Below are 19,820 nucleotides of genomic sequence, written 5' to 3' on the forward strand. Positions count from 1 at the left end.
ACGACGAGGAGCCATCATGGACTCCGAGACCTTGCTGGCACGGATCACCGACTACGCCAGCCGCCCCAACCCCTACCCGCTGTACGCGGAACTCCGCGAGGCCGGACCCGTGGTGCGGCAGGCGGACGGCAGCTACCTGGTCGGCACCTACCACGAGATCGCCGCTCTGCTCCACGACCCGCGGATGAGTGTCGACCCCCGCATCCGTGGCGAGGTGACACACAAGCCGCCCTTCCTGCGGCTCGACGACCCGGAGCACCACAGGCTGCGCACCCTGGCCATGCGGCCGTTCGGACCGCCGCACAGCCCGGGCCGGGTCGACGCCATGCGCGGTGAGATCGATCGGATCACCAAGGAACTGACGGAGCCCTTCGAGGCCGGCCGGCAGATCGACATCGTCGACGATTTCGCCTACCCACTGCCTGTCGCGGTGATCTGCCACCTGCTGGGCGTGCCGCGCGAGGACGAGCCGCTGTTCCGGGCCTGGTCCGACGCTCTGGTCACAGCCGCCGACGTCAGGCCCGAGGAGGACACCACCGAGACGGACAAGGCGGGTGACCAGGCGCGGGTCGAGATGGGCGGGTACCTGGTGAACCTCGCCGAGCAGCGCCGTGGCCGCCCGGGCGACGACATGCTCTCCGCCTTCGCCAACGAGCCGGATCCGGCCCTGCGGCTCACCCAGGAGGAACTCGCGGAAACCGCCGTACTGCTGCTCATCGCGGGACACGAGACCACGGTCAACCTGATCACCAACGGGGTGCTCACCCTTCTGCGCCACACCGAGCATCTGGACCACCTGCGCCGCGACCCCGACCTGCTGCCGCGAGCGGTGGAGGAACTACTGCGTTACGAACCACCGGTCCACATGCGCGAGCGCATCCCCCGCGCCGAGATCGACGTCGCGGGCACCGTGCTCCCCGAGGGCACGTCCGTCGTCCTTGCGCTGGCCTCGGGCAACCGCGACCCCAAGCGGTTCCCCGACCCCGACCGGTTCGACCCCACACGCCCGGACAACGAGCACCTCGGCTTCGGCGGCGGTATTCACCTTTGCTACGGCGGCCCCCTGGCCCGTCTGGAGGCCCAGACCGCGCTCGGCGCGCTGATCCCCCACCTGGGCACGGCGCGCCTGGTCCAGGACCCGCCTCCCTACCGGCAGAGCGCCATGCTTCGCGGTCCGCGCCACCTGCCCGTCCAGCTCTGACTGCAATCTGCCCGCGCCCCGTGTGTGGCCTCGGCTTTCGGGTGGTTCGGTGTCGACAGGAGTCGAGCCACCCGAGGTCGTGAGTCCAGCCAGTCGAGGAGGAGATCCGGCGTGAGCGTGTCTCAGGGAGCCCCTCAGGGTGTCATTCCCGCGCATCTGCTGAAAGGGCAGAAGGCACTCGTCACCGGCGCGAACTCGGGCATCGGAAAGGCGACGGCCATCGCCCTGGGGCGCGCCGGAGCCGACGTGGTGGTGAACTACGTCGCCGGGCGCGAGGAGGCCGAGCAGGTGGTCGAGGAGATCTCCGGGTTCAGAGTGCGCGCGATGGCGTACGAGGCCGATGTGTCCCAGGAGGACCAGGTCGTCGCGATGATCGAACGGATGGTTCAGGAGTTCGGAACCATCGACATCCTTGTGGCCAACGCCGGGCTGCAGCGCGACGCTTCGTTCACCGAGATGACGACGGCCCAGTGGCAGAAGGTGCTGGACGTCAACCTCACCGGCCAGTTCCTGTGCGCTCGGGAGGCGACGAAGGAGTTTTTGAGAAGGGGGGTCGTCCCCGAGGTGTCGCGAGCCGCCGGAAAGATCATCTGCATGAGCTCGGTGCACCAGCTCATCCCTTGGGCCGGCCACGTCAACTACGCGGCCTCCAAGGGCGGCGTGCAGATGATGATGGCGACGCTCGCCCAGGAGCTCGCGCCCTGCAGGATCCGGGTCAACGCAGTTGCTCCAGGAGCCATCAGGACTCCCATCAATCGCAGCGCCTGGGACACTCCCGATGCCGAGAAGGACCTGTTGGAGCTGATTCCTTACGGGCGCGTCGGTGATCCGGAGGACATCGCGCACGCGGTCGTCGGGCTTGCCTCGGACCTCATGGACTACGTGGTGGGCACCACTCTCTACGTGGACGGCGGCATGACCCTCTTCCCAGGCTTCGCCACCGGCGGCTGAACCGCTGCGCGGCCTCAGCCGCGCTGCTGGTCGAGGGCGTCGTCCAGCGTGGTGGCGGCCATGATCAGCGACAGATGCGTGAAAGCCTGCGGGAAGTTGCCCAGTTGCTCGCCACTGGGGCCGATCTCCTCAGCGAACAGGCCGACGTGGTTGGCATAGGTCTGCATCTTCTCGAAGGCATAGCGCGCCGGACGAATCCGCCCGGCACGAGCCAGAGCGTCCACATAGAGGAAGGTGCAGAGACTGAACGTGCCCTCGGAGCCCCGCAGACCGTCCGGGGAGGCCGCAGGGTCGTAGCGGTAGACGAGGCTGTCCGACACCAGCCTGCGCTCCATCGCGTCCAGGGTCGACAGCCAGCTCACCGTCCTGGGAGCCAGGAACCCCACGCGCGGAACCAGCAGCAGCGAAGCGTCGAGGACATCGCTTCCGTAGTGCTGGACGAGGGCCTGCTCCTTCTCGTTCCAGCCCCGCTCCATCACCTGTTCGAGGATCGCGTCGCGAGCCGCGGTCCAACGAGGAGCGTCGGCGGGACGGCTGGACTCTCTCGCCAGGCGCAGCCCCCGGTCGAAGGCCACCCACGCCATCACGCGGCTGAAGGTGAAGTCCTGGCGCCCGCCACGGGTCTCCCAGACGCCCTCGTCGGGGCGATCCCAGGAATCGGCCAGCCAGTCCAGCGTCCGCGCGAGGTTCTTCCAGCCGTGGTAGCTGCCTCCCATGGTGACCTCATGCCCCTCCGACAAGGCATAGAGCGCCTCCCCGTAGATGTCCAGCTGCAGCTGATCGGCCGCTGCGTTCCCCACCCGCACGGGATACGAACCCCGATAGCCCTCGAAGTGCGAGAGAACCTCTTCCGGCAGTTCGGGGTCTCCGTCGACTCGGTACATGATTTGCAGCGGCTCGCCATCGACGCCCTCCCGGGCCTGGAGGCGGTCGCCCATCCAGTGCGTGAACTGGGCCGCCTCCTCGGCGAACCCCAGGTCGAGCAGGGCACGTACGGACAGGGAGCCGTCGCGGACCCAGGTGTAGCGGTAGTCCCAGTTGCGTTCACCCCCGATCTGCTCGGGCAGGCCCATGGTGGCGGCGGCGACGGGAGCACCTGTGGGTGCGTAGGTGAGCAACTTGAGCGTGATGGCCGAGCGGTGCACCACGCCCGGCCACCGGCCGCGGTACCGGGAGGAGCGCACCCAGTCCTGCCAGAAATCCACCACGTCCCAGAACCGCTCCATCGCCCGGTCCGGGGTGACCGGCGGCGGGGGGTCGCCATCCGGGCTGCCGACGGTGAACACCGCCGCGGCCACCTCACCCGACCTCAAGGTCACCGCACCCCGCACGTCCGTGCCGTCCTGTTTCAGGGGGAAGGTGCTTTGCAGATAGGCGGTGGCGTTCGGTGGCCGGAACGTGGCGGTATGGTCCTGCACGTCGAGCTCGTGGGTGGCCCGGCCGTAGTCGAAGCGCGGACGGCACTCCAAAGTGAAGTGCACCGTTCCGCGCACCGCCCGTACGCCGCGCATCAGCACATGCCGGTCAGTGGGGGTGCCGGTGCGATCCGGTGGCATGCAGTCGAAAACTTCGCCGACCCCGTCCGGCGACATGAACCGCGTGACCAGGACTGCGGTGTCGGGGTAGTAGAGCTGCTTGCACGTGGTGTTCCGGCTCTCCGGTGCGAACAGGAAGTAGCCGCCGCGGTCGTGGTCGAGCAGGGCAGCGAAGACAGTGGGCGAGTCGAACCTGGGAGCCGCGAACCAGTCGACGACCCCCTGGGACGAGACCAGAGCAGCGGTTTGAAGGTCGCCGACGAGGCCGTGGTCGGCAATGGGCGGGTAACGATCCATGATCAACTCGTTTCCCTGATGCCCCTGATCCCACTGTCCGCCCTGTGCGACGACGTTGCCACGGGATGCGGCTCGGGGAGGGGGTGAGACGGCCGCCGCGCCTTCGGCCTGTGCTCAGGGCCGGAGGTCCGCAGGGCGGGCCGGTTGCGCTGGTGCCAGGCGTTCAGCCGGACGCGCAGCTCCTCAACCAGTGTGCCCTCGATGTGCCCTGGCGGCCTCTTCCCTGCCGGTGTCGCAGCGGGCGGGGCCCGGAAGAACCGCTCAACCCTACGAAATCCCAGCTCAGGGCCACACCAGGCAATACGGCTGATGCCCCGCCTCGTGCAGCCGGTGAGAGAAGTCCTGCCACTCGTGCAGCAGCTGGTACACGTTGAACGCATCCCGCGGGCCGCCGCGGTCCGGGACCGTGGACCAGATGAACGCGGCCGCGCCGACCGCTTCCTCGCCGATGTCGCGCAGGGGGTCGACCGCGGTCGTCGGGAGTTTCACGACCGCGTAGTCGGGGTGCAGGACGACCAGCTCGAGCGGCGGCACCTTGTGCAGGGGCACGCCCTCGATGCCGGTCAGCACCATGGCGGCCATCGTCTCCGGCTTGATCTTGGTGAACATGCCGCCCATGCCGAGCTCGTCGCCGCCGAGTTCCTCGGGGCGCATCGAGATCGGGACGCGGGCCGCCGTCGCGCCGTCGGGCGCGCCGAAATACTTGTACGTCACCCCCACCCGACCACCATTCCTGCTCCCTGCTCCCAGCAGCTCGGCCCGGCCGTCGCCTCGCCGGTCGGGCCGCTCGGACTCACTCGGTACATCCCGTGCCTGGCGTGCTTCGCTCGCTTCCTCAGCGTCGCGCCGGTGCCTTCCCCGCCGGGCACGTCGAGGACCCAGACCGTCAGTCCCCTCGCCCAGTCCGCCACCGCGATGCATATCTCCACCCGACTGCTTTTCTAGGACGCGTGGCCCCCGCCGCGCAACCCGATCATCGTCTCAGTGACCTCCCCCGCGGCCGCCCGCCGAAACGTGCGCCGAAACTTCTGCCCGCGGGATCTGGGCGGTCCCCGACACGACCCTTCGCCTGTCCATACGTACGCGGAGCCCAGTTTCGCAGATGGACCGCTCCGAATCCTCGAATCCGCCGCTCGTCGCGCCCGAATCCGGCCTGACCGGGCCGCTCCGCCCCCGGTCCGCCGCCGTCGCTGGCCTACCCTGAACAGGTCACTGCCCACCGTATTCGGAGAACCCCCGAGAAGTCGGAGAAGTCGCAGGTCATGAGCGAACTGCCATATCCCTACGAAGCCCCTGTCTCGCAGGCGCTGTTCGACCGTGCGGCGGCCGTCACGCCCGGTGGCGTGAACTCGCCGGTGCGCGCCTTCCGCGCCGTGGGCGGCACGCCCCGGTTCATGGTCTCCGGCAGCGGTCCGTACCTGAAGGACGCCGACGGGCGGGAGTACGTCGACCTCGTGTGCTCCTGGGGGCCGATGATCCTCGGGCACGCGCACCCCGAGGTGATCGCCGCCGTGCAGGAGGCGGTCGCGTACGGCACGTCCTTCGGGACGCCCGGTGAGGGCGAGGTCGCGCTCGCCGAGGAGATGGTGAACCGGGTCGGCCCGCTGGAGCGGGTGCGGCTGGTGTCCAGCGGGACCGAGGCCACCATGTCCGCGATCCGGCTCGCCCGCGGGTTCACCAGGCGGTCCAAGGTGGTCAAGTTCGCCGGGTGCTACCACGGGCACGTCGACTCCCTCCTCGCCGCGGCCGGGTCGGGGGTCGCCACCTTCGCCCTGCCCGACACCCCCGGCGTCACCGGCGCCCAGGCCGGCGACACGATCGTGCTGCCGTACAACGACCTCGACGCCGTGCGCGCCGCCTTCGCCGCGCACCCGGGCGAGATCGCCTGTGTGATCACCGAGGCATCACCGGGCAACATGGGCGTGGTGCCGCCGCTGCCCGGGTTCAACCAGGGACTCAAGGACCTCTGCGGCGAGAACGGCGCCCTGTACATCTCCGACGAGGTCATGACGGGCTTCCGCACCAGCCGGGCCGGGTGGTACGGCGTCGACGGGGTCGAGCCCGACCTGATGACCTTCGGGAAGGTGATGGGCGGCGGATTCCCGGCCGCCGCGTTCGGCGGGCGCGCCGACGTCATGGCGCACCTCGCCCCCGCCGGGCCCGTCTACCAGGCCGGCACCCTCTCCGGGAACCCCGTCGCCACCGCCGCCGGGCTCGCCCAGCTGCGCCTGCTCGACGACGCGGCGTACACCAAGGTCGACTCCGTCTCGCAGCAGATCCAGGCCATGGTCTCCGAGGCGCTGACCAAGGAGGGCGTGGCGCACACCCTGCAGAACGCCTCCAACATGTTCTCCGTGTTCTTCACGGACCGTCCGGTGCGCGACTACGAGGACGCCAAGGCGCAGGAGTCGTACCGCTTCACCGCGTTCTTCCACGCGATGCTGGCGAACGGCGTCTACCTGCCGCCCTCGTCCTTCGAGTCCTGGTTCGTCTCCACCGCGCACGACGAGACGGCACTCCAGCGGATCGCCGACGCCCTTCCGGCGGCGGCCCGTGCGGCGGCGGAGGCGACGGCATGAGCGACGCCCCCGAGAAGAACGGCCGGGACGACATCACCGTCGTCCACCTCATGCGGCACGGCGAGGTCGAGAACCCGGACGGGATCCTGTACGGACGGCTGCCCGGCTACCACCTGTCCGAGCTCGGGCGGAAGATGGCCGAGCGGGTCGCCGAGCACCTCGCCCCCCGCGACATCACCTACGTCGTCGCCTCCCCGCTGGAGCGGGCGCAAGAGACGGCGACGCCGATAGCGAAGGCGCACGGACTCGACCTCGCCACCGACGAGCGGCTGATCGAGGCGGCCAACATCTTCCAGGGCAAGACCTTCGGCGTGGGCGACGGCGCGCTGCGCCGGCCCGCCAACTGGAAGCACGTGGTCAACCCGTTCAAGCCGTCCTGGGGCGAGCCGTACATCGACCAGGTGGTGCGCATGATGGGCGCGCTGAACGCGGCGAAGGACACGGCGCGCGGACATGAGGCGGTGCTCGTCAGCCACCAGCTGCCGATCTGGATCGTGCGCTCCTACGTCGAGCGGCGGCGGCTGTGGCACGACCCGCGCAAGCGGCAGTGCACGCTCGCCTCGCTGACGACGTTCACCTACCGGGGCGACCGCATCGTCTCCGTCGGCTACACCGAGCCGGCCCGCGACCTGGTGCCGGCTCATCTCCTCGCGGGCGCCAAGCCGGTGAAGGGACAGGGCAAGGCCTTCGGCGCGTAGAGAACGACGCGTAAGGACGGGAAAGGCACGGGCGGAACCGCGAGGTCTCGCCCGTGCCGCACTCTTCCTTTGCGTTTGTTGTGAGATTCATATCGGCTCGCGGAACCCCCGCGTTCGTCGCCGCCTCTGAGTGAGTGACCACCAGCGGCAGTGACGAATCGGGGATCTCATGCGCACCTTCTCCCGAAGGGGACTACTCGGCCTCGGCGCGGGGGCCGCGGCCGCTGTCGGGCTCACGGGCTGCGGCAGCGTCAAGTCCTCGGACCCGGGCCGCACCGGCGCTTCCCCCAGCGCGACCACGCCCAGCGCGCGTGCGCGTACGGCACCTCCCGCCCGCCTCATCGGCGACGGCTCGACCTCGTTCACCGGCAAGCAACCGCACCAGCCGGCCGCGCCGGTCCCGCTGGAGCCGGGCGAGACCCCGCCGCAGTTCGTCGTCTTCTCCTGGGACGGGGCCGGCGAGGTCGGCAACGGACTGTTCCCGCGCTTCCTGGACCTGGCCAGGCAGCACGAGGCGCACATGACCTTCTTCCTCTCCGGGCTCTACCTGCTGCCGGAGTCGAAGAAGCGCCTGTACGACCCGCCGAACAACCCGCGCGGCGCCTCGGACATCGGCTATCTGACCGACGACCACGTCAAGGCCACGCTCACCAACGTCCGCCGCGCCTGGCTCGAGGGCCACGAGATCGGCACCCACTTCAATGGCCACTTCTGCTCCGGCCACGGCTCGGTCGGGGGCTGGACGCCCAAGCAGTGGCGCAGTGAGATCGACCAGGCCAAGGCGTTCGTGAAGGAGTGGCGGACCAACACCGGCTGGACCGATCTGCCCGCCCTGCCCTTCGACTACGACAAGGAACTCGTCGGCGGCCGCACCCCCTGCCTGCTCGGCCAGAACCAACTGCTGCCCACCGCCGGCGAGCTCGGCTGGCGCTACGACGCCTCCTCGCCCGGCGGCCGCCAGGTGTGGCCGGACAAGCGGCTGGGCATCTGGGACCTGCCGTTGCAGCAGATACCCTTCCCCGGCCGCGGGTTCGAGGTCCTCTCGATGGACTACAACATGCTCGCGAACCAGTCCGTCAACTCCACCAACGCTCCCGCCCACAACCACCCGGGCTGGCGCAGGCAGTCCGCGCAGGCCTACATCCAGGGCTTCAGGCGGGCATACGAGACAAACCGGGCGCCGTACTTCATAGGCAACCACTTCGAACAGTGGAACGGCGGCATCTACATGGACTCCGTCGAGGAGGCCTTCAAGCACATCGCGCGGGAGAAGGAGAAGGGCGCCGACGTGCGCATGGTCTCCTTCCGGCAGTTCGTCGACTGGATGGACGTGCAGAAGCCGGAGGTGCTGGCCAAGCTGCGCACCCTCGACGTCGGGCAGCGGCCGGCCGGTGGCTGGAAGGGGTTCCTCGGAGATTCCGGCAGCGCCGGCACGCCGAACGCGGAGGGCCCGTCGAAGGCAGCCTGAAATGCACTTTTCCGGCCGTGAGGGGGGTGTGCAAGATCCCCGGAAGGGGCATGCGAAACTTTTCACATGAGTGCCGTCAGTCGTGCCCCCCAGTGCTCGAACCGGGCGAACCGCACGCCCCGTCCGCACCGCACGCGTTCGAGCCGTGTCCGTGGCCGCGCCGCCCTGCTCGCCGCCGGGGGCGCCGCTCTGGCACTCGCCCTGTCCGCCTGCGGCTCCGGCGGCACCTCCGGCGGCTCGGGCAACACCAACTTCATCACCGGCGCCGACGGCATCGCGACCGTGCCGAAGGGCGACCGCATGCCCGCTCCCGACCTGTCCGGCAAGACTCTCGAGGGCAAGCAGCTCGACATGAGCTCCTACAAGGGCAAGGTCGTCGTCCTGAACGTCTGGGGCTCCTGGTGCTCGCCGTGCCGCGCCGAGGCGCCGAACCTGGCGAAGGTGGCCAAGGACACCGCCGGCAAGGGCGTGCAGTTCGTCGGCATCAACACACGCGACACCAGCACCCAGCCGGCCCTCGCGTTCGAGAAGCAGTTCGACGTGTCGTACCCGAGCCTGTACGACCCGACCGGCAAGCTCATGCTCCGCTTCCAGAAGGGCACCCTGAACCCGCAGATGATCCCCACCACGATCATCGTCGACCGGGACGGGAAGATCGCCGCGCGCGCTCTCCAGGCGCTCAGCGAGAACAAGCTGCGCAAGATGCTCGACCCGGTCGTCGCGGAGAAGTGAGCCGTCGTGCTACTGGCCGCAGCCACTGATCCCAATCAGACGGTGTTCAGCGGAGCCCTGCTGCTCGCGCTGCCCATCGCCGTACTCGGCGGGCTCGTCTCGTTCTTCTCCCCCTGCGTCCTGCCGCTCGTCCCCGGCTACCTCTCCTATGTGACCGGGGTCACCGGAACGGACCTGGCCGAGGCCCGGCGCGGACGGATGACCGCCGGCGCCGCCCTCTTCGTCCTCGGCTTCACCGTGGTCTTCGTCTCCGGCGGGGCACTGTTCGGGTTCTTCGGGCAGACCCTCCAGGACTACAAGGGCACCCTGTCCAAGGTGCTGGGCGTGCTCATGATCCTCATGGGCGTCTTCTTCATGGGCCTGATGCCCTGGCTGACCCAGCGTGAGTTCCGCTTCCACACGCGCCCCAGCACCGGCCTGGTGGGCGCACCCGTCCTCGGGGCCCTGTTCGGAGTCGGCTGGACCCCGTGCATCGGCCCGACCCTCGCCTCCGTGGTGGCGCTCTCCTCCACCCAGGCCAGCGCCGGGCGCGGCGCCCTGCTGACCGTCGCCTACTGCGCCGGCCTCGGCATCCCGTTCGTGCTCACCGCGATCGCCTTCCGCAAGGCGCTGGGAGCCTTCGGCTGGGTCAAGCGCCACTATGTCTGGGTGATGCGTGTCGGCGGCACGATGATGATCGTGACCGGCGTGCTGCTGCTGACCGGCGCCTGGGACCGGCTGGTGCAGGAGATGCAGACGTGGTCCACCGGCTTCACTGTGGGGATCTGATCCATGAGCAAGACGCCAACCAGTACGACGGACGACGAGACCCCGGTGGTGGTGCCGCCCGGCGACGAGGACCTCGGCGCCGCCGGGTCCCAGCTGTCCACCGCCCCCACCGAGACGTCCGTCCCCGGCTCCTTCGGCGGCAACCGGGCGCCCGGACTGGCCGGCCGGCTCGCCTGGACCTGGCGGGAGACCGTCGGCTGGGCCCGCTGGTTCTGGCGGCAGCTCACCTCCATGCGCGTCGCGCTGATGCTGCTGTTCCTGCTCTCCCTCGGCGCCGTCCCCGGCTCGCTGATCCCGCAGAGCGGCACCGACGCGTTGAAGGTCGAGGCCTTCAGGCAGGCGCACACGGCGCTCGCGCCCCTCTACGACAAGCTCGGCCTGTTCCACGTCTACAGCTCGGTGTGGTTCTCCGCGATCTACATCCTGCTGTTCATCTCCCTCATCGGCTGCATCGTGCCGCGCACCTGGCAGTTCGTGGGCCAGTTGCGCGGTCGGCCGCCGGGCGCCCCCAAGCGGCTGGACCGGCTGCCCGCGTACGCCACCTGGCGCACCGCCGCCGCCCCCGAGGAGGTCCGCGAGACCGCGCTGAAGATCCTCAAGCAGCGCCGCTTCCGCGCCCTGGCCGAGGGTGACGCCGTCGCCGCCGAGAAGGGCTACCTGCGCGAGGCGGGCAACCTCGTCTTCCACATCGCGCTGATCGTGATGCTGATCGCCTTCGCCTGCGGCCAGTTGTTCAAGACCGAGGGCAACAAGCTGATCGTCGAGGGCGACGGCTTCGCCAACACCCTCACCCAGTACGACGACTTCAAGTCCGGCAACCTCTTCAACGACGACGACCTGGTGCCCTTCAGCTTCAACCTGAAGAAGTTCACCGGCACCTACGAGCGCACCGGCCCGCAGAAGGGCACGCCACGCGTGTACCGGGCGGACATCACCTACAGCGTGGGCGCCCACGGCAAGGAGCAGAAGGCCAGCGTCTCGCCCAACCACCCGCTGAGCGTCGACGACGCCCGGGTCTACCTCGTCAGCCACGGCTACGCCCCCACCGTCACCGTCCGGAACGGCAAGGGCGAGGTGGTCTACCACCAGGCCGTGCCGCTGCTGCCGGTCGACGCCAACGTCACCTCGCAGGGCGCGATCAAGGTGCTCGACGGCTACAAGAACGCCCAGGGCAAGTCCGAGCAGCTCGGCTTCTCCGCGTTCTTCGTGCCGACCTTCGCCGGGGCCGGCAAGGGCACGATGTTCTCCCAGTTCCCGGCGCTGGACTTCCCCGTCCTCGCGCTGACCGGCTACCACGGCGACCTGGGCGTCGACGCGGGCGTCCCGCAGAACGTCTACCAGCTCGACACCAAGAACCCGAACCTCAAGCAGTTCAAGGACGCCAACGGCAAGATCGTCGCCGCCCGGCTGCTGCCCGGCGAGACCATGACGCTGCCGAACGGCGCCGGCTCCATCACCTTCGACAAGGACATCAAGGAGTGGGCCGGCTTCCAGATCGTGCAGCAGCCCGGCACCGGCTGGGCGCTCGCCGGCGCGCTCACCGCCATCGCCGGACTGGCCGGCTCCCTGTTCATCCAGCGCCGCCGCGTCTGGGTGCGCGCCGTACGGGGCGCCGACGGCGTGACCGTCGTCGAGATGGCGGGCCTGGGCCGCAGCGAGTCCGCGAAACTCCCCGAGGAGCTCGGCGACCTGGCCGCCCTCGTCCACGACAAGGCGCCCGCACAGACCGACGCCGACCCCGACCGGGAGCCGGACGCCGGCACCCCCGTACCCGCCGAAGGGGCTGAGGAGAAATGACTCTCGCCGCCGCGACCGAGCTAGCCACGGCGTCCAACGAGAACCTGGCCAACATCAGCAACACGCTGATCTACTCCGCGATGGCCGTCTACACCCTGGCCTTCTTCGCGTACATCACCGAATGGCTCTTCGGCAGCCGCAGCAAGGTGGCCCGCACGGCCGCCGCGCTGACCGCCAAGGACGGCGCGGCCAAGGCGCAGGGGCCGGCCGTGACGGTGAAGTCCGCCGGGGGCACCGCCGTACTGGAGCGCCCCAAGGTCGTCGTGCGGTCCGCCGCCGGCGCCCGCGACGTGCCCGACGGGCCCGGCGCGCACGGCGGCGACGAGAAGGGCGACCTGTACGGTCGGATCGCGGTGTCCCTCAGCGTCCTCGGCTTCCTCCTCGCCCTGGGTGGCGTGATCGCCCGCGCGGCCTCCGTGCAGCGGGCGCCGTGGGGCAACATGTACGAGTTCAACATCACCTTCTCCACGGTCGCGGTCGGCGTCTACCTGCTGCTGCTCGCGCTGAAGAAGAACGTGCGCTGGCTCGGCCTGTTCCTGACCACCACCGTCCTGCTCGACCTCGGCCTCGCGGTCACCGTGCTCTACACGGCGAGCGACCAGCTGGTCCCGGCCCTGCACTCGTACTGGCTGTACATCCACGTCTCCACCGCGATCTTCTGCGGCGCGGTCTTCTACGTCGGCGCGGTCGGCACCCTGCTGTACCTGTTCAAGGACTCCTACGAGAACAAGCTCGCCTCCGGCGGGAAGCCCGGCCGCTTCGCGACCTCGGTCCTGGAGCGGCTGCCGGCCTCGGCGTCCCTGGACAAGTTCTCCTACCGCATCAACGCCGCCGTCTTCCCGCTGTGGACGTTCACGATCATCGCGGGTGCCATCTGGGCCGAGTCCGCCTGGGGCCGCTACTGGGGCTGGGACCCCAAGGAGACCTGGTCCTTCATCACCTGGGTCGCCTACGCCTGCTACCTGCACGCCCGCTCCACGGCCGGCTGGAAGGGCCGCAAGGCCGCCTACATCGCGCTGATCGCGTTCGGCTGCTGGCTCTTCAACTACTACGGCGTGAACATCTTCGTCAGCGGCAAGCACTCGTACTCGGGCGTCTGACCGGCCCCTCGGTGACACTGGTGTCATGACCGGTTCCATCGAACAGGGCACCAGCCGGATCCACGGGAACACACACCTCCTCACCTTCCTGGTGCGGCTCCCCAGGCCCATGGAGCAGGTCTGGCCGGAGCTGACCACACCGGAGGGCCTCGCGCGCTGGTTCACCGATGCCGACGAGCTGGAACCCCGGCTCGGCGGCGCGGTGAGCCTGCGCGGCCTCGGCAGCGGGCGGATCACCGCGTGGGACGTGGACCGGGTCGCCGAGTACACCGTGGAGGGCGGCGGCCGCATCCGCTTCCACCTGGAGCGCGACGGCGCGGACGGCTCCGTGCTCCGCTTCACCCACGAGTTCCGGGGCGAGACGGAGTCGGAGCCGCGCTGGAGAGCCCGCTTCGAACGCCTGATCGAAGTGGTTACTCGCCAATGTCCTCGTTCCACAGATCCGGATGCTTCCCGGTGAAGTCCCGCATCAGCGCGACGCACTCCGCGTCGTCCAGGACCACGATCTCCACACCGTGCTCCGCGAGCCAGTCGTGCCCGCCCCGGAACGTGGCCGCCTCACCGATCACCACCCGCGAGATGCCGAACTGACGGACCAGGCCGCTGCAGTACCAGCAGGGCGAGAGGGTCGTCACCATCGTCGTGCCGCGGTACGAGCGCTGCCGTCCCGCGGCGCGGAACGCGGCCGTCTCCGCGTGCGTCGAGGGATCGCCGTCCTGGACACGGCGGTTGCGGCCGCGGCCGAGCAGGTGGCCGTCGGCTCCGTAGAGCGCGGCTCCGATGGGGATGCCCCCTTCCGCCAGCCCGGCGCGGGCCTCGGCGAGGGCGGTGGCGAGCCATGAGCGTGCCTGTTCCTGATCCATGCCCTCACTTTGCTGACGCGTGCGCCGCACGGCAACGGCCGGTGCCCGCCCCCGCAGACCGCGTGCGCCGCACTCTGTACCCTGACTCGATCATCGCCGCACGCGCGGCAGTTGGCCCCGGTGGGTGGGAGGGAACGGTCATGGTCGCTGCTCCGGTTCTGGAGGAGCTGCGGGAGGTCTGCCAGCCGCAGGCGAAACTGGCGAGCCGCAACGGCGAGCACTGGGCGGGCCGCCTGTACATGCGGAGGATCTCGCTGCGGTTCACCCGGCACCTGGTGCGCACCCCGGTCACCCCGGACCAGCTGACCTGGACCATGGTGGTGTGCGGGATCGCCTCCGGCGCCGCGCTGCTGATCCCGGGCCTGACCGGAGCCGTCCTGGCCGTCGTGCTGATGCAGCTGTTCCTCCTCTTCGACTGCGTGGACGGCGAGGTCGCCCGCTGGAAGGGCCAGAACAGCGCGGCCGGCATCTACGTCGACCGGCTCGGCGCCTACCTCGCGGACGCCGCCCTGATGGTGGGCGCCGGCTTCCACGCGGCCCGGTCCGGCTTCGGCGGCTGGGTGTCGCTGGGCCTGGCGACCGCCCTCGGCGTGGTCCTGCTGAAGGCCTCCACCGACCTGGTCGACGTGGCCCGGGCCCGGCGCGGGCTGGCCGTCGCCGACGACGAGTCGACCCGGCCGCGCTCGCAGGGCGTGGCCACGGTGCGCCGGCTGGCCGCGGCGTTCAAGATCCACCGGCTGACGAACGGCGTCGAGGCGTCCCTGGTCCTGCTCGCCGCGGCCATCGGCGACACCGTCACCGGCGGTACCGACGTCACCCGCTGGGCGCTGGTCGCCCTCGCCGCCATCACCTGGGTGATGGTCCCGGCCCACCTGCTGTCGATCCTGTCGTCGTCCCGGCTGCGCTAGTGCTGTGACCTGAAAGGTTTGCCGGAAGCTCGCGGCGTCCGGTGCTGGGGGAGTGCCGTGCCGAGCGTCGCGAGCCGGTGAACCGTTCCGGTCGCAGCACTGGAGAGCCGCGCCCGTACCGCCGTCGTGCGCCCGCTCGTGGGCGCCCCGTTCCTTGCTGCTCCCACACCGTCGCCGCGACCTCGACGCGCCGCCCGTCCGGTATCGCGGTCACCTCGACGCAGCCGACGCGGTGCTGCCAGGTCCCGACGCACGCCCGGTCGCCCACCCGGACGTCCAGTGAGTGCCGACCGCGTTCGCCGTTGAGGAGCGCGGCGCACCGGCTGTACGACGGCGGGCCCGGGTCCCGCCAGGCGACGAGCGCCCCGTCGCTGGACAGGGTGCCCGAGCTCTCGGTGAACACGTCACCGGCCACCGAGGGCCCCGGCCGGTTCTGGTCCAGCCACCAGCCCGCCGGGCATCGCGTCGCCGTCGAGCACGAGCGTGCCGTGCCGGCGGACCCGGGGCGCGGGCGGCGGCGCCGACGACGGACGCGGCTCCTCCGGCGGGTCGGGCGAGGGGCGTGCGAGGTGGGCGACGGTGTGTCCGCCGGTGCGGAGAAGGCGGGCGGCGACGTGCCGCCGGGGTCGCCGGGCGGCGGGGCGTCCGTGCCGGACGCGGCGGTCGAGACGCCGGGCCCGGGTCCGGCCGCGCCGCCGCCGGACCCGGTCGCCGGGCCCATCAGTGCAGTGGAGAGTTGGCGAACAGGGGTGGCCCGTCGCCCCGGCGGCGCCTCAGTTGCTCTTCGGCTCCTCGCCGTTCTCCTTGCGGCGCAGCTCCTCCTCGCGGCGGCGCAGATCGGCCTCCCAGTTCTTCAGCAGGTCCTCGTCCTTCTTGTTCTCCTCGGCGAGGGACTTCAGGAACGCCGGGTTGTCGTCCGGGGCGACGTACTCGAGCCGCTGGTTGCGGTGCCACTCCGAGGGCGTGCGGCCGTTCGCCGGGGGGCGCCGGTCCCTGCCCGCGGCGAGCCAGACGATCGAGCCGACGATCGGGAAGAGCAGGATGATGAAGACCCAGGCGACCTTGGGAAGGTGTTTGGCCTCGTCCTCGGGCGTGTTCAGGCAGTCGATGAACGCGTAGATCATCAGTGCCAGCGGCACGATGTAGTACAGCAGCACCCTGAGCATGTCGAGAAGCCCCCTGGAAAGCGGTGGAGGGGCCCTGCACCGGCCCCGTGACGGGGCCAGGGTAGCCGCTCGGGGATACTGGACCCCATGGCGTACGACGATCTTCGTTCCCTGCTCAGGGCGCTGGAGCGCGAGGGCGACCTCAAGCGCATCAAGGCCGAGGTCGACCCGTATCTGGAAGTCGGTGAGATCGTCGACCGGGTGCAGAAGTCGGGCGGCCCCGCGCTGCTCTTCGAGAACGTCCGCGGCTCCGCCATGCCCCTGGCCATGAACGTCTTCGGGACCGACCGGCGGCTGCTGAAGGCCCTCGGCCTGAAGTCGTACGGCGAGATCTCCGACAAGATCGGCGGGCTGCTGCGGCCCGAGCTGCCGCACGGCTTCGTGGGCGTGCGCGAGGCGTTCGGCAAGCTCGGCGCGATGACGCACGTACCGCCGAAGAAGGTGAAGTCCGACAGCGCGCCCGTGCAGGAGGTCGTCCTGCACGGCGACGACGTCGACCTCGACGCCCTGCCGGCCCTCTTCACCTGGCCCCAGGACGGCGGCTCCTTCTTCAACCTGGGACTCACCCACACCAAGGACCCGGAGAGCGGCGTCCGCAATCTCGGCCTGTACCGCCTCCAGCGCCACGACAAGCGCACCATCGGCATGCACTGGCAGATCCACAAGGACAGCCGCAACCACTACCAGGTCGCCGCCCGGCGCGGGGAGCGGCTGCCGGTGGCGATCGCCTTCGGCTGCCCCCCGGCCGTGACGTACGCCTCGACCGCCCCGCTCCCCGGCGACATCGACGAGTACCTGTTCGCCGGGTTCATCGCGGGCAGGCGGATCGAGATGGTCGACTGCAAGACCGTCCCCCTCCAGGTCCCGGCGAACGCCGAGGTCGTCCTGGAGGGCTGGCTGGAACCCGGCGAGATGCTGCCCGAGGGGCCGTTCGGCGACCACACCGGCTTCTACACCCCGCAGGAGCCCTTCCCGGCGCTGACCATCGACTGCGTGACGATGCGCAAGCGGCCCCTGCTCCAGTCGATCGTCGTGGGCCGCCCCCCGACGGAGGACGGGCCGCTCGGCCGTGCCACCGAGCGCTTCTTCCTGCCCCTGCTGAAGATCATCGTCCCGGACATCGTGGACTACCACCTGCCCGAGGCGGGCGGATTCCACAACTGCGCGATCGTCTCGATCGACAAGAAGTACCCCAAGCACGCCCAGAAGGTGATGCACGCCATCTGGGGGGCACACATGATGTCGCTGACCAAGCTGATCGTGGTCGTGGACGCCGACTGCGACGTGCACGATCTGCACGAGGTCGCCTGGCGGGCCCTGGGCAACACGGACTACGCCCGCGACCTCACGGTCGTGGAAGGCCCCGTCGACCACCTCGACCACGCCTCCTACCAGCAGTTCTGGGGCGGCAAGGCAGGCATCGACGCGACGAAGAAGCTGCCCGAGGAGGGCTACACGCGGGACGGCGGGTGGCCGGAGATGGTCCTCTCGGACCCCGATACGGCCGCCCTGGTGGACCGCCGTTGGAAGGAGTACGGCCTGTGAGCTCGGCGTCTGCCGCGATCCCGCAGCCGGGACGCACCAGGGCCTTCCTGCGCCTGGTGATGATCGAGCACTCGATCTTCGCGCTGCCCTTCGCCTACATCGCCTCCCTGACCGCGATGTACGAGTGGGACAGGACGATCCACTGGGGCAGGCTGCTGCTCGTCACCGTGGCGATGGTGGGGCTGCGCACGTTCGCGATGGCGGTCAACCGGATCATCGACCGGGAGATCGACGCCCGTAACCCGCGCACCGCGCGGCGCGAGCTGGTGACCGGCGCGATGTCGGTGCGGCACGCCTGGACGGGCGCGCTCATCGCGCTCGTCGTGTTCCTGGCGGCCGCGGCCCTGCTCAACCCGCTCTGCCTGGCCCTCGCGCCCCTCGCGGTGGTCCCGATGGTGGTCTACCCCTACGGCAAGCGGTTCACGAACTTCCCGCAGGCCATCCTGGGCCTGGCCCAGGCGATGGGCCCGATCGGCGGCTGGCTGGCGATCTCCGGCAGCTGGTCCTGGGAGGCGGTGATCCTGGGCCTGGCCGTCGGCATCTGGATCGGCGGCTTCGACCTCATCTACGCCTGCCAGGACGTGGAGACCGACCGCGAGATCGGCGTGAAGTCGGTGCCGGCCCGCTTCGGCATCCCCGCCGCCATCTGGGGAGCGCGGGCCTGCCACTTCGTGACCACCGCGCTGTTCGTCTGGTACGCGGTCGCCACCGGCGCCGGCGCCTTCTTCTGGCTGGGCCTGGTCGTCGTCGCGGGCGCCTTCGTCTACGAGCACACGATCGTCCGCCCGCACGACCTGTCCCGCCTCAACCGGGCGTTCTTCAGCGTCAACGGGTTCATCGGTATCGCCCTTTTCGTGTGCGCGCTGCTCGATCTGCTGGTGCGCGGTCTCACGGTCTGATCCCTCGCGGTTTGGATCACGAGCACCGACGGATAGGCTCGACACATGAAGCCAGGAGAAACGCGGCGCGCGCCTTGGATCGTGGGGGTGTCCGGAGCGTCCGGCACGCCGTATGCGGCCGCTGTGCTGCGTGCGCTGCTCGACGCCGGACAGAGCGTCGACCTGGTGGTCAGCCGGGCCTCGCGGCTCACCCTGCTCGACGAGACCGGCATCTCCTTCCGCGACGCCCACTGGCGGGACGACCTGCGGGAATGGCTGTCTCTCGGCGCCGACGGCAAGCCCGGCACGTTCGACGTGGACATCACCCGGGTGCGGCACTGGAGCGCCGGTGACCTGGCGGCCGGTCCGTCCTCGGGGTCGTACCCGGCGCAGGGGATGCTGATCGTGCCCGCCTCGACGGCCTGTGTGGCGGGCGTCGCCCTCGGGCTGTCGAAGGATCTGCTGCAACGGGCGGCGAGCGTGACCCTCAAGGAGGGCAGGCCGCTGGTCGTGGCCGTACGGGAGACCCCGCTGAACGGCCAGACGCTGCGGCATCTGGTGGCACTGGACGACGCGGGCGCCACCGTCCTGCCCGCCTCGCCCGCCTTCTACGCCGGGGCGACGCACATCCAGCACCTCGTGGACTTCGTCGCCGGCCGGGCCCTGGACGCGGTGGGCGTGCCCCACCGCCTCTACCGTCGCTGGGAGGGCGAACTGGGCGGCTCCCGGCCCGCGTAGCGTCAGCCGGCGCTCAAGCAGTACCAGTACCACTCGACACTTCAGGAACTTTCTTCAGATCTCTCGTCGGATCTCTTCAGTGGAAGGCTTCGATCGCATGGACGCGGTGGACAGGCAGCTCATCCAGGCCCTGAGGGAGAACGGCCGGGCCTCTTACGCGGAGCTGGGGCGCCTCGTCGGCCTGTCGGGACCGAGCGTCACCGACCGCATCAACCGGCTGGAAGCGGCCGGTGTCATCACCGGCTACCGCGCCACCGTGGACGCCGCCTCGCTCGGTCTCGGCGTCACCGCCCTGATCGGCATCTCGCTCTCCGACGCCGCCGACCACGAGGACGTGGCACAGCGGCTGAAGGACCTCTCCGAGATCGAGGACTGCTGGTTCATCGCCGGCGACGACTCCTTCATGCTCAAGGTGCGCGCCTCGGACGTCGACGGACTGGAGAGCATCATCCGGCGGCTGTCCGGGACCAAGGGCGTCTCCCGGACCCGTACCACCATCGTGCTGTCCACGAAGTGGGAGAACCGGGTGGGTGAGCTGCCCGAGGAGGTCTGATCCTTCAGGCGTACGGTGGTCGCAGTCTTCAGGAAAGAGGTAG

The 19,820-nt window shown here is 70.1% G+C and carries 19 protein-coding genes; 15 read left to right on the forward strand and 4 right to left on the reverse strand.

The window, feature by feature from the left end:
* The first annotated feature begins 16 nt into the window (after positions 1 to 16).
* Together ACWEK3_RS05775 and ACWEK3_RS05780 are read left to right on the forward strand one after the other, a co-directional pair.
* Positions 17 to 1,201 (forward strand): cytochrome P450, encoded by a 1,185-nt coding sequence (locus ACWEK3_RS05775; RefSeq protein ID WP_450546135.1) that lies wholly within the window; start codon positions 17 to 19, stop codon positions 1,199 to 1,201.
* Positions 1,202 to 1,312: 111 nt separating this feature from the next.
* On the forward strand, positions 1,313 to 2,152 hold the full coding sequence (locus ACWEK3_RS05780) for an SDR family oxidoreductase (protein ID WP_453249036.1): 840 nt from the start codon (positions 1,313 to 1,315) through the stop codon (positions 2,150 to 2,152).
* A 14-nt stretch (positions 2,153 to 2,166) separates the two neighbouring features.
* On the opposite strand, the gene ACWEK3_RS05785 is transcribed toward ACWEK3_RS05780, so the two are convergent.
* Together ACWEK3_RS05785 and ACWEK3_RS05790 are read right to left on the reverse strand one after the other, a co-directional pair.
* Positions 2,167 to 3,984 carry a glycoside hydrolase family 15 protein gene (locus ACWEK3_RS05785; RefSeq protein WP_450546132.1) on the reverse strand — a complete coding sequence of 606 codons (1,818 nt, stop codon included), beginning with the start codon at positions 3,982 to 3,984 and terminating at the stop codon, positions 2,167 to 2,169.
* A gap of 282 nt (positions 3,985 to 4,266) precedes the next feature.
* The gene (locus ACWEK3_RS05790; RefSeq protein WP_361418324.1) at positions 4,267 to 4,905 is read right to left on the reverse strand and encodes a hypothetical protein; all 639 of its coding nucleotides are present in this window, start codon (positions 4,903 to 4,905) and stop codon (positions 4,267 to 4,269) included.
* 341 nt (positions 4,906 to 5,246) lie between these two features.
* On the opposite strand from ACWEK3_RS05790, the gene hemL reads away from it, so the two are divergent.
* The 8 genes from hemL to ACWEK3_RS05830 all read left to right on the forward strand — a co-directional run bounded on the left by hemL (position 5,247) and on the right by ACWEK3_RS05830 (position 13,586).
* Positions 5,247 to 6,563, forward strand: a complete 1,317-nt coding sequence (hemL, locus tag ACWEK3_RS05795; RefSeq protein ID WP_361418321.1) for a glutamate-1-semialdehyde 2,1-aminomutase — start codon at positions 5,247 to 5,249, stop codon at positions 6,561 to 6,563.
* Entirely contained in the window at positions 6,560 to 7,261 is a 702-nt protein-coding gene (locus ACWEK3_RS05800; RefSeq protein WP_384428631.1) for a histidine phosphatase family protein, read from the forward strand. The genes hemL and ACWEK3_RS05800 overlap by 4 nt, the downstream gene beginning before the upstream one ends.
* Before the next feature lie 169 nt (positions 7,262 to 7,430).
* Positions 7,431 to 8,729: a hypothetical protein gene (locus ACWEK3_RS05805; protein ID WP_450546129.1), complete on the forward strand. Its 1,299-nt coding sequence runs from the start codon at positions 7,431 to 7,433 to the stop codon at positions 8,727 to 8,729.
* A 66-nt stretch (positions 8,730 to 8,795) separates the two neighbouring features.
* On the forward strand, positions 8,796 to 9,461 hold the full coding sequence (locus tag ACWEK3_RS05810) for a TlpA disulfide reductase family protein (RefSeq protein ID WP_450546127.1): 666 nt from the start codon (positions 8,796 to 8,798) through the stop codon (positions 9,459 to 9,461).
* A gap of 6 nt (positions 9,462 to 9,467) precedes the next feature.
* Positions 9,468 to 10,229: a cytochrome c biogenesis CcdA family protein gene (locus ACWEK3_RS05815; RefSeq protein WP_384428637.1), complete on the forward strand. Its 762-nt coding sequence runs from the start codon at positions 9,468 to 9,470 to the stop codon at positions 10,227 to 10,229.
* 3 nt (positions 10,230 to 10,232) lie between these two features.
* Positions 10,233 to 12,026 carry a cytochrome c biogenesis protein ResB gene (gene resB, locus ACWEK3_RS05820; protein ID WP_450546125.1) on the forward strand — a complete coding sequence of 598 codons (1,794 nt, stop codon included), beginning with the start codon at positions 10,233 to 10,235 and terminating at the stop codon, positions 12,024 to 12,026.
* Positions 12,023 to 13,126 (forward strand): c-type cytochrome biogenesis protein CcsB, encoded by a 1,104-nt coding sequence (gene ccsB / locus ACWEK3_RS05825; RefSeq protein WP_383057277.1) that lies wholly within the window; start codon positions 12,023 to 12,025, stop codon positions 13,124 to 13,126. The genes resB and ccsB overlap by 4 nt, the downstream gene beginning before the upstream one ends.
* A gap of 25 nt (positions 13,127 to 13,151) precedes the next feature.
* Entirely contained in the window at positions 13,152 to 13,586 is a 435-nt protein-coding gene (locus tag ACWEK3_RS05830; protein WP_453249037.1) for an SRPBCC domain-containing protein, read from the forward strand.
* Here ACWEK3_RS05830 and ACWEK3_RS05835 read toward each other — a convergent pair.
* Complete coding sequence (locus ACWEK3_RS05835) at positions 13,540 to 13,989, reverse strand: nucleoside deaminase (protein ID WP_450546121.1); 450 nt, start codon at positions 13,987 to 13,989, stop codon at positions 13,540 to 13,542. The two genes, ACWEK3_RS05830 and ACWEK3_RS05835, sit on opposite strands and share 47 nt — an antisense overlap.
* Before the next feature lie 140 nt (positions 13,990 to 14,129).
* Here ACWEK3_RS05835 and ACWEK3_RS05840 point away from each other — a divergent pair, with 140 nt between their 5' ends.
* Positions 14,130 to 14,897 (forward strand): CDP-alcohol phosphatidyltransferase family protein, encoded by a 768-nt coding sequence (locus tag ACWEK3_RS05840; protein WP_453249038.1) that lies wholly within the window; start codon positions 14,130 to 14,132, stop codon positions 14,895 to 14,897.
* Positions 14,898 to 15,670: 773 nt separating this feature from the next.
* On the opposite strand, the gene ACWEK3_RS05845 is transcribed toward ACWEK3_RS05840, so the two are convergent.
* Complete coding sequence (locus tag ACWEK3_RS05845) at positions 15,671 to 16,063, reverse strand: PLD nuclease N-terminal domain-containing protein (RefSeq protein WP_365416537.1); 393 nt, start codon at positions 16,061 to 16,063, stop codon at positions 15,671 to 15,673.
* 87 nt (positions 16,064 to 16,150) lie between these two features.
* Here ACWEK3_RS05845 and ACWEK3_RS05850 point away from each other — a divergent pair, with 87 nt between their 5' ends.
* The 4 genes from ACWEK3_RS05850 to ACWEK3_RS05865 all read left to right on the forward strand — a co-directional run bounded on the left by ACWEK3_RS05850 (position 16,151) and on the right by ACWEK3_RS05865 (position 19,777).
* Complete coding sequence (locus ACWEK3_RS05850; RefSeq protein ID WP_376651860.1) at positions 16,151 to 17,608, forward strand: menaquinone biosynthesis decarboxylase; 1,458 nt, start codon at positions 16,151 to 16,153, stop codon at positions 17,606 to 17,608.
* Positions 17,605 to 18,507 carry a menaquinone biosynthesis prenyltransferase MqnP gene (gene mqnP, locus ACWEK3_RS05855; RefSeq protein WP_453249039.1) on the forward strand — a complete coding sequence of 301 codons (903 nt, stop codon included), beginning with the start codon at positions 17,605 to 17,607 and terminating at the stop codon, positions 18,505 to 18,507. Before ACWEK3_RS05850 ends, mqnP begins: the two co-directional genes overlap by 4 nt.
* 45 nt (positions 18,508 to 18,552) lie before the next feature.
* Positions 18,553 to 19,224, forward strand: a complete 672-nt coding sequence (locus ACWEK3_RS05860) for a UbiX family flavin prenyltransferase (protein ID WP_450540587.1) — start codon at positions 18,553 to 18,555, stop codon at positions 19,222 to 19,224.
* Positions 19,225 to 19,321: 97 nt separating this feature from the next.
* A complete protein-coding gene (locus ACWEK3_RS05865) occupies positions 19,322 to 19,777 on the forward strand; it encodes an Lrp/AsnC family transcriptional regulator (protein WP_141366372.1) in 456 nt (151 codons plus the stop codon).
* The last annotated feature ends 43 nt before the right edge of the window (positions 19,778 to 19,820 follow it).

The sequence above is a fragment of the Streptomyces sp. NPDC004721 genome (assembly GCF_053601495.1).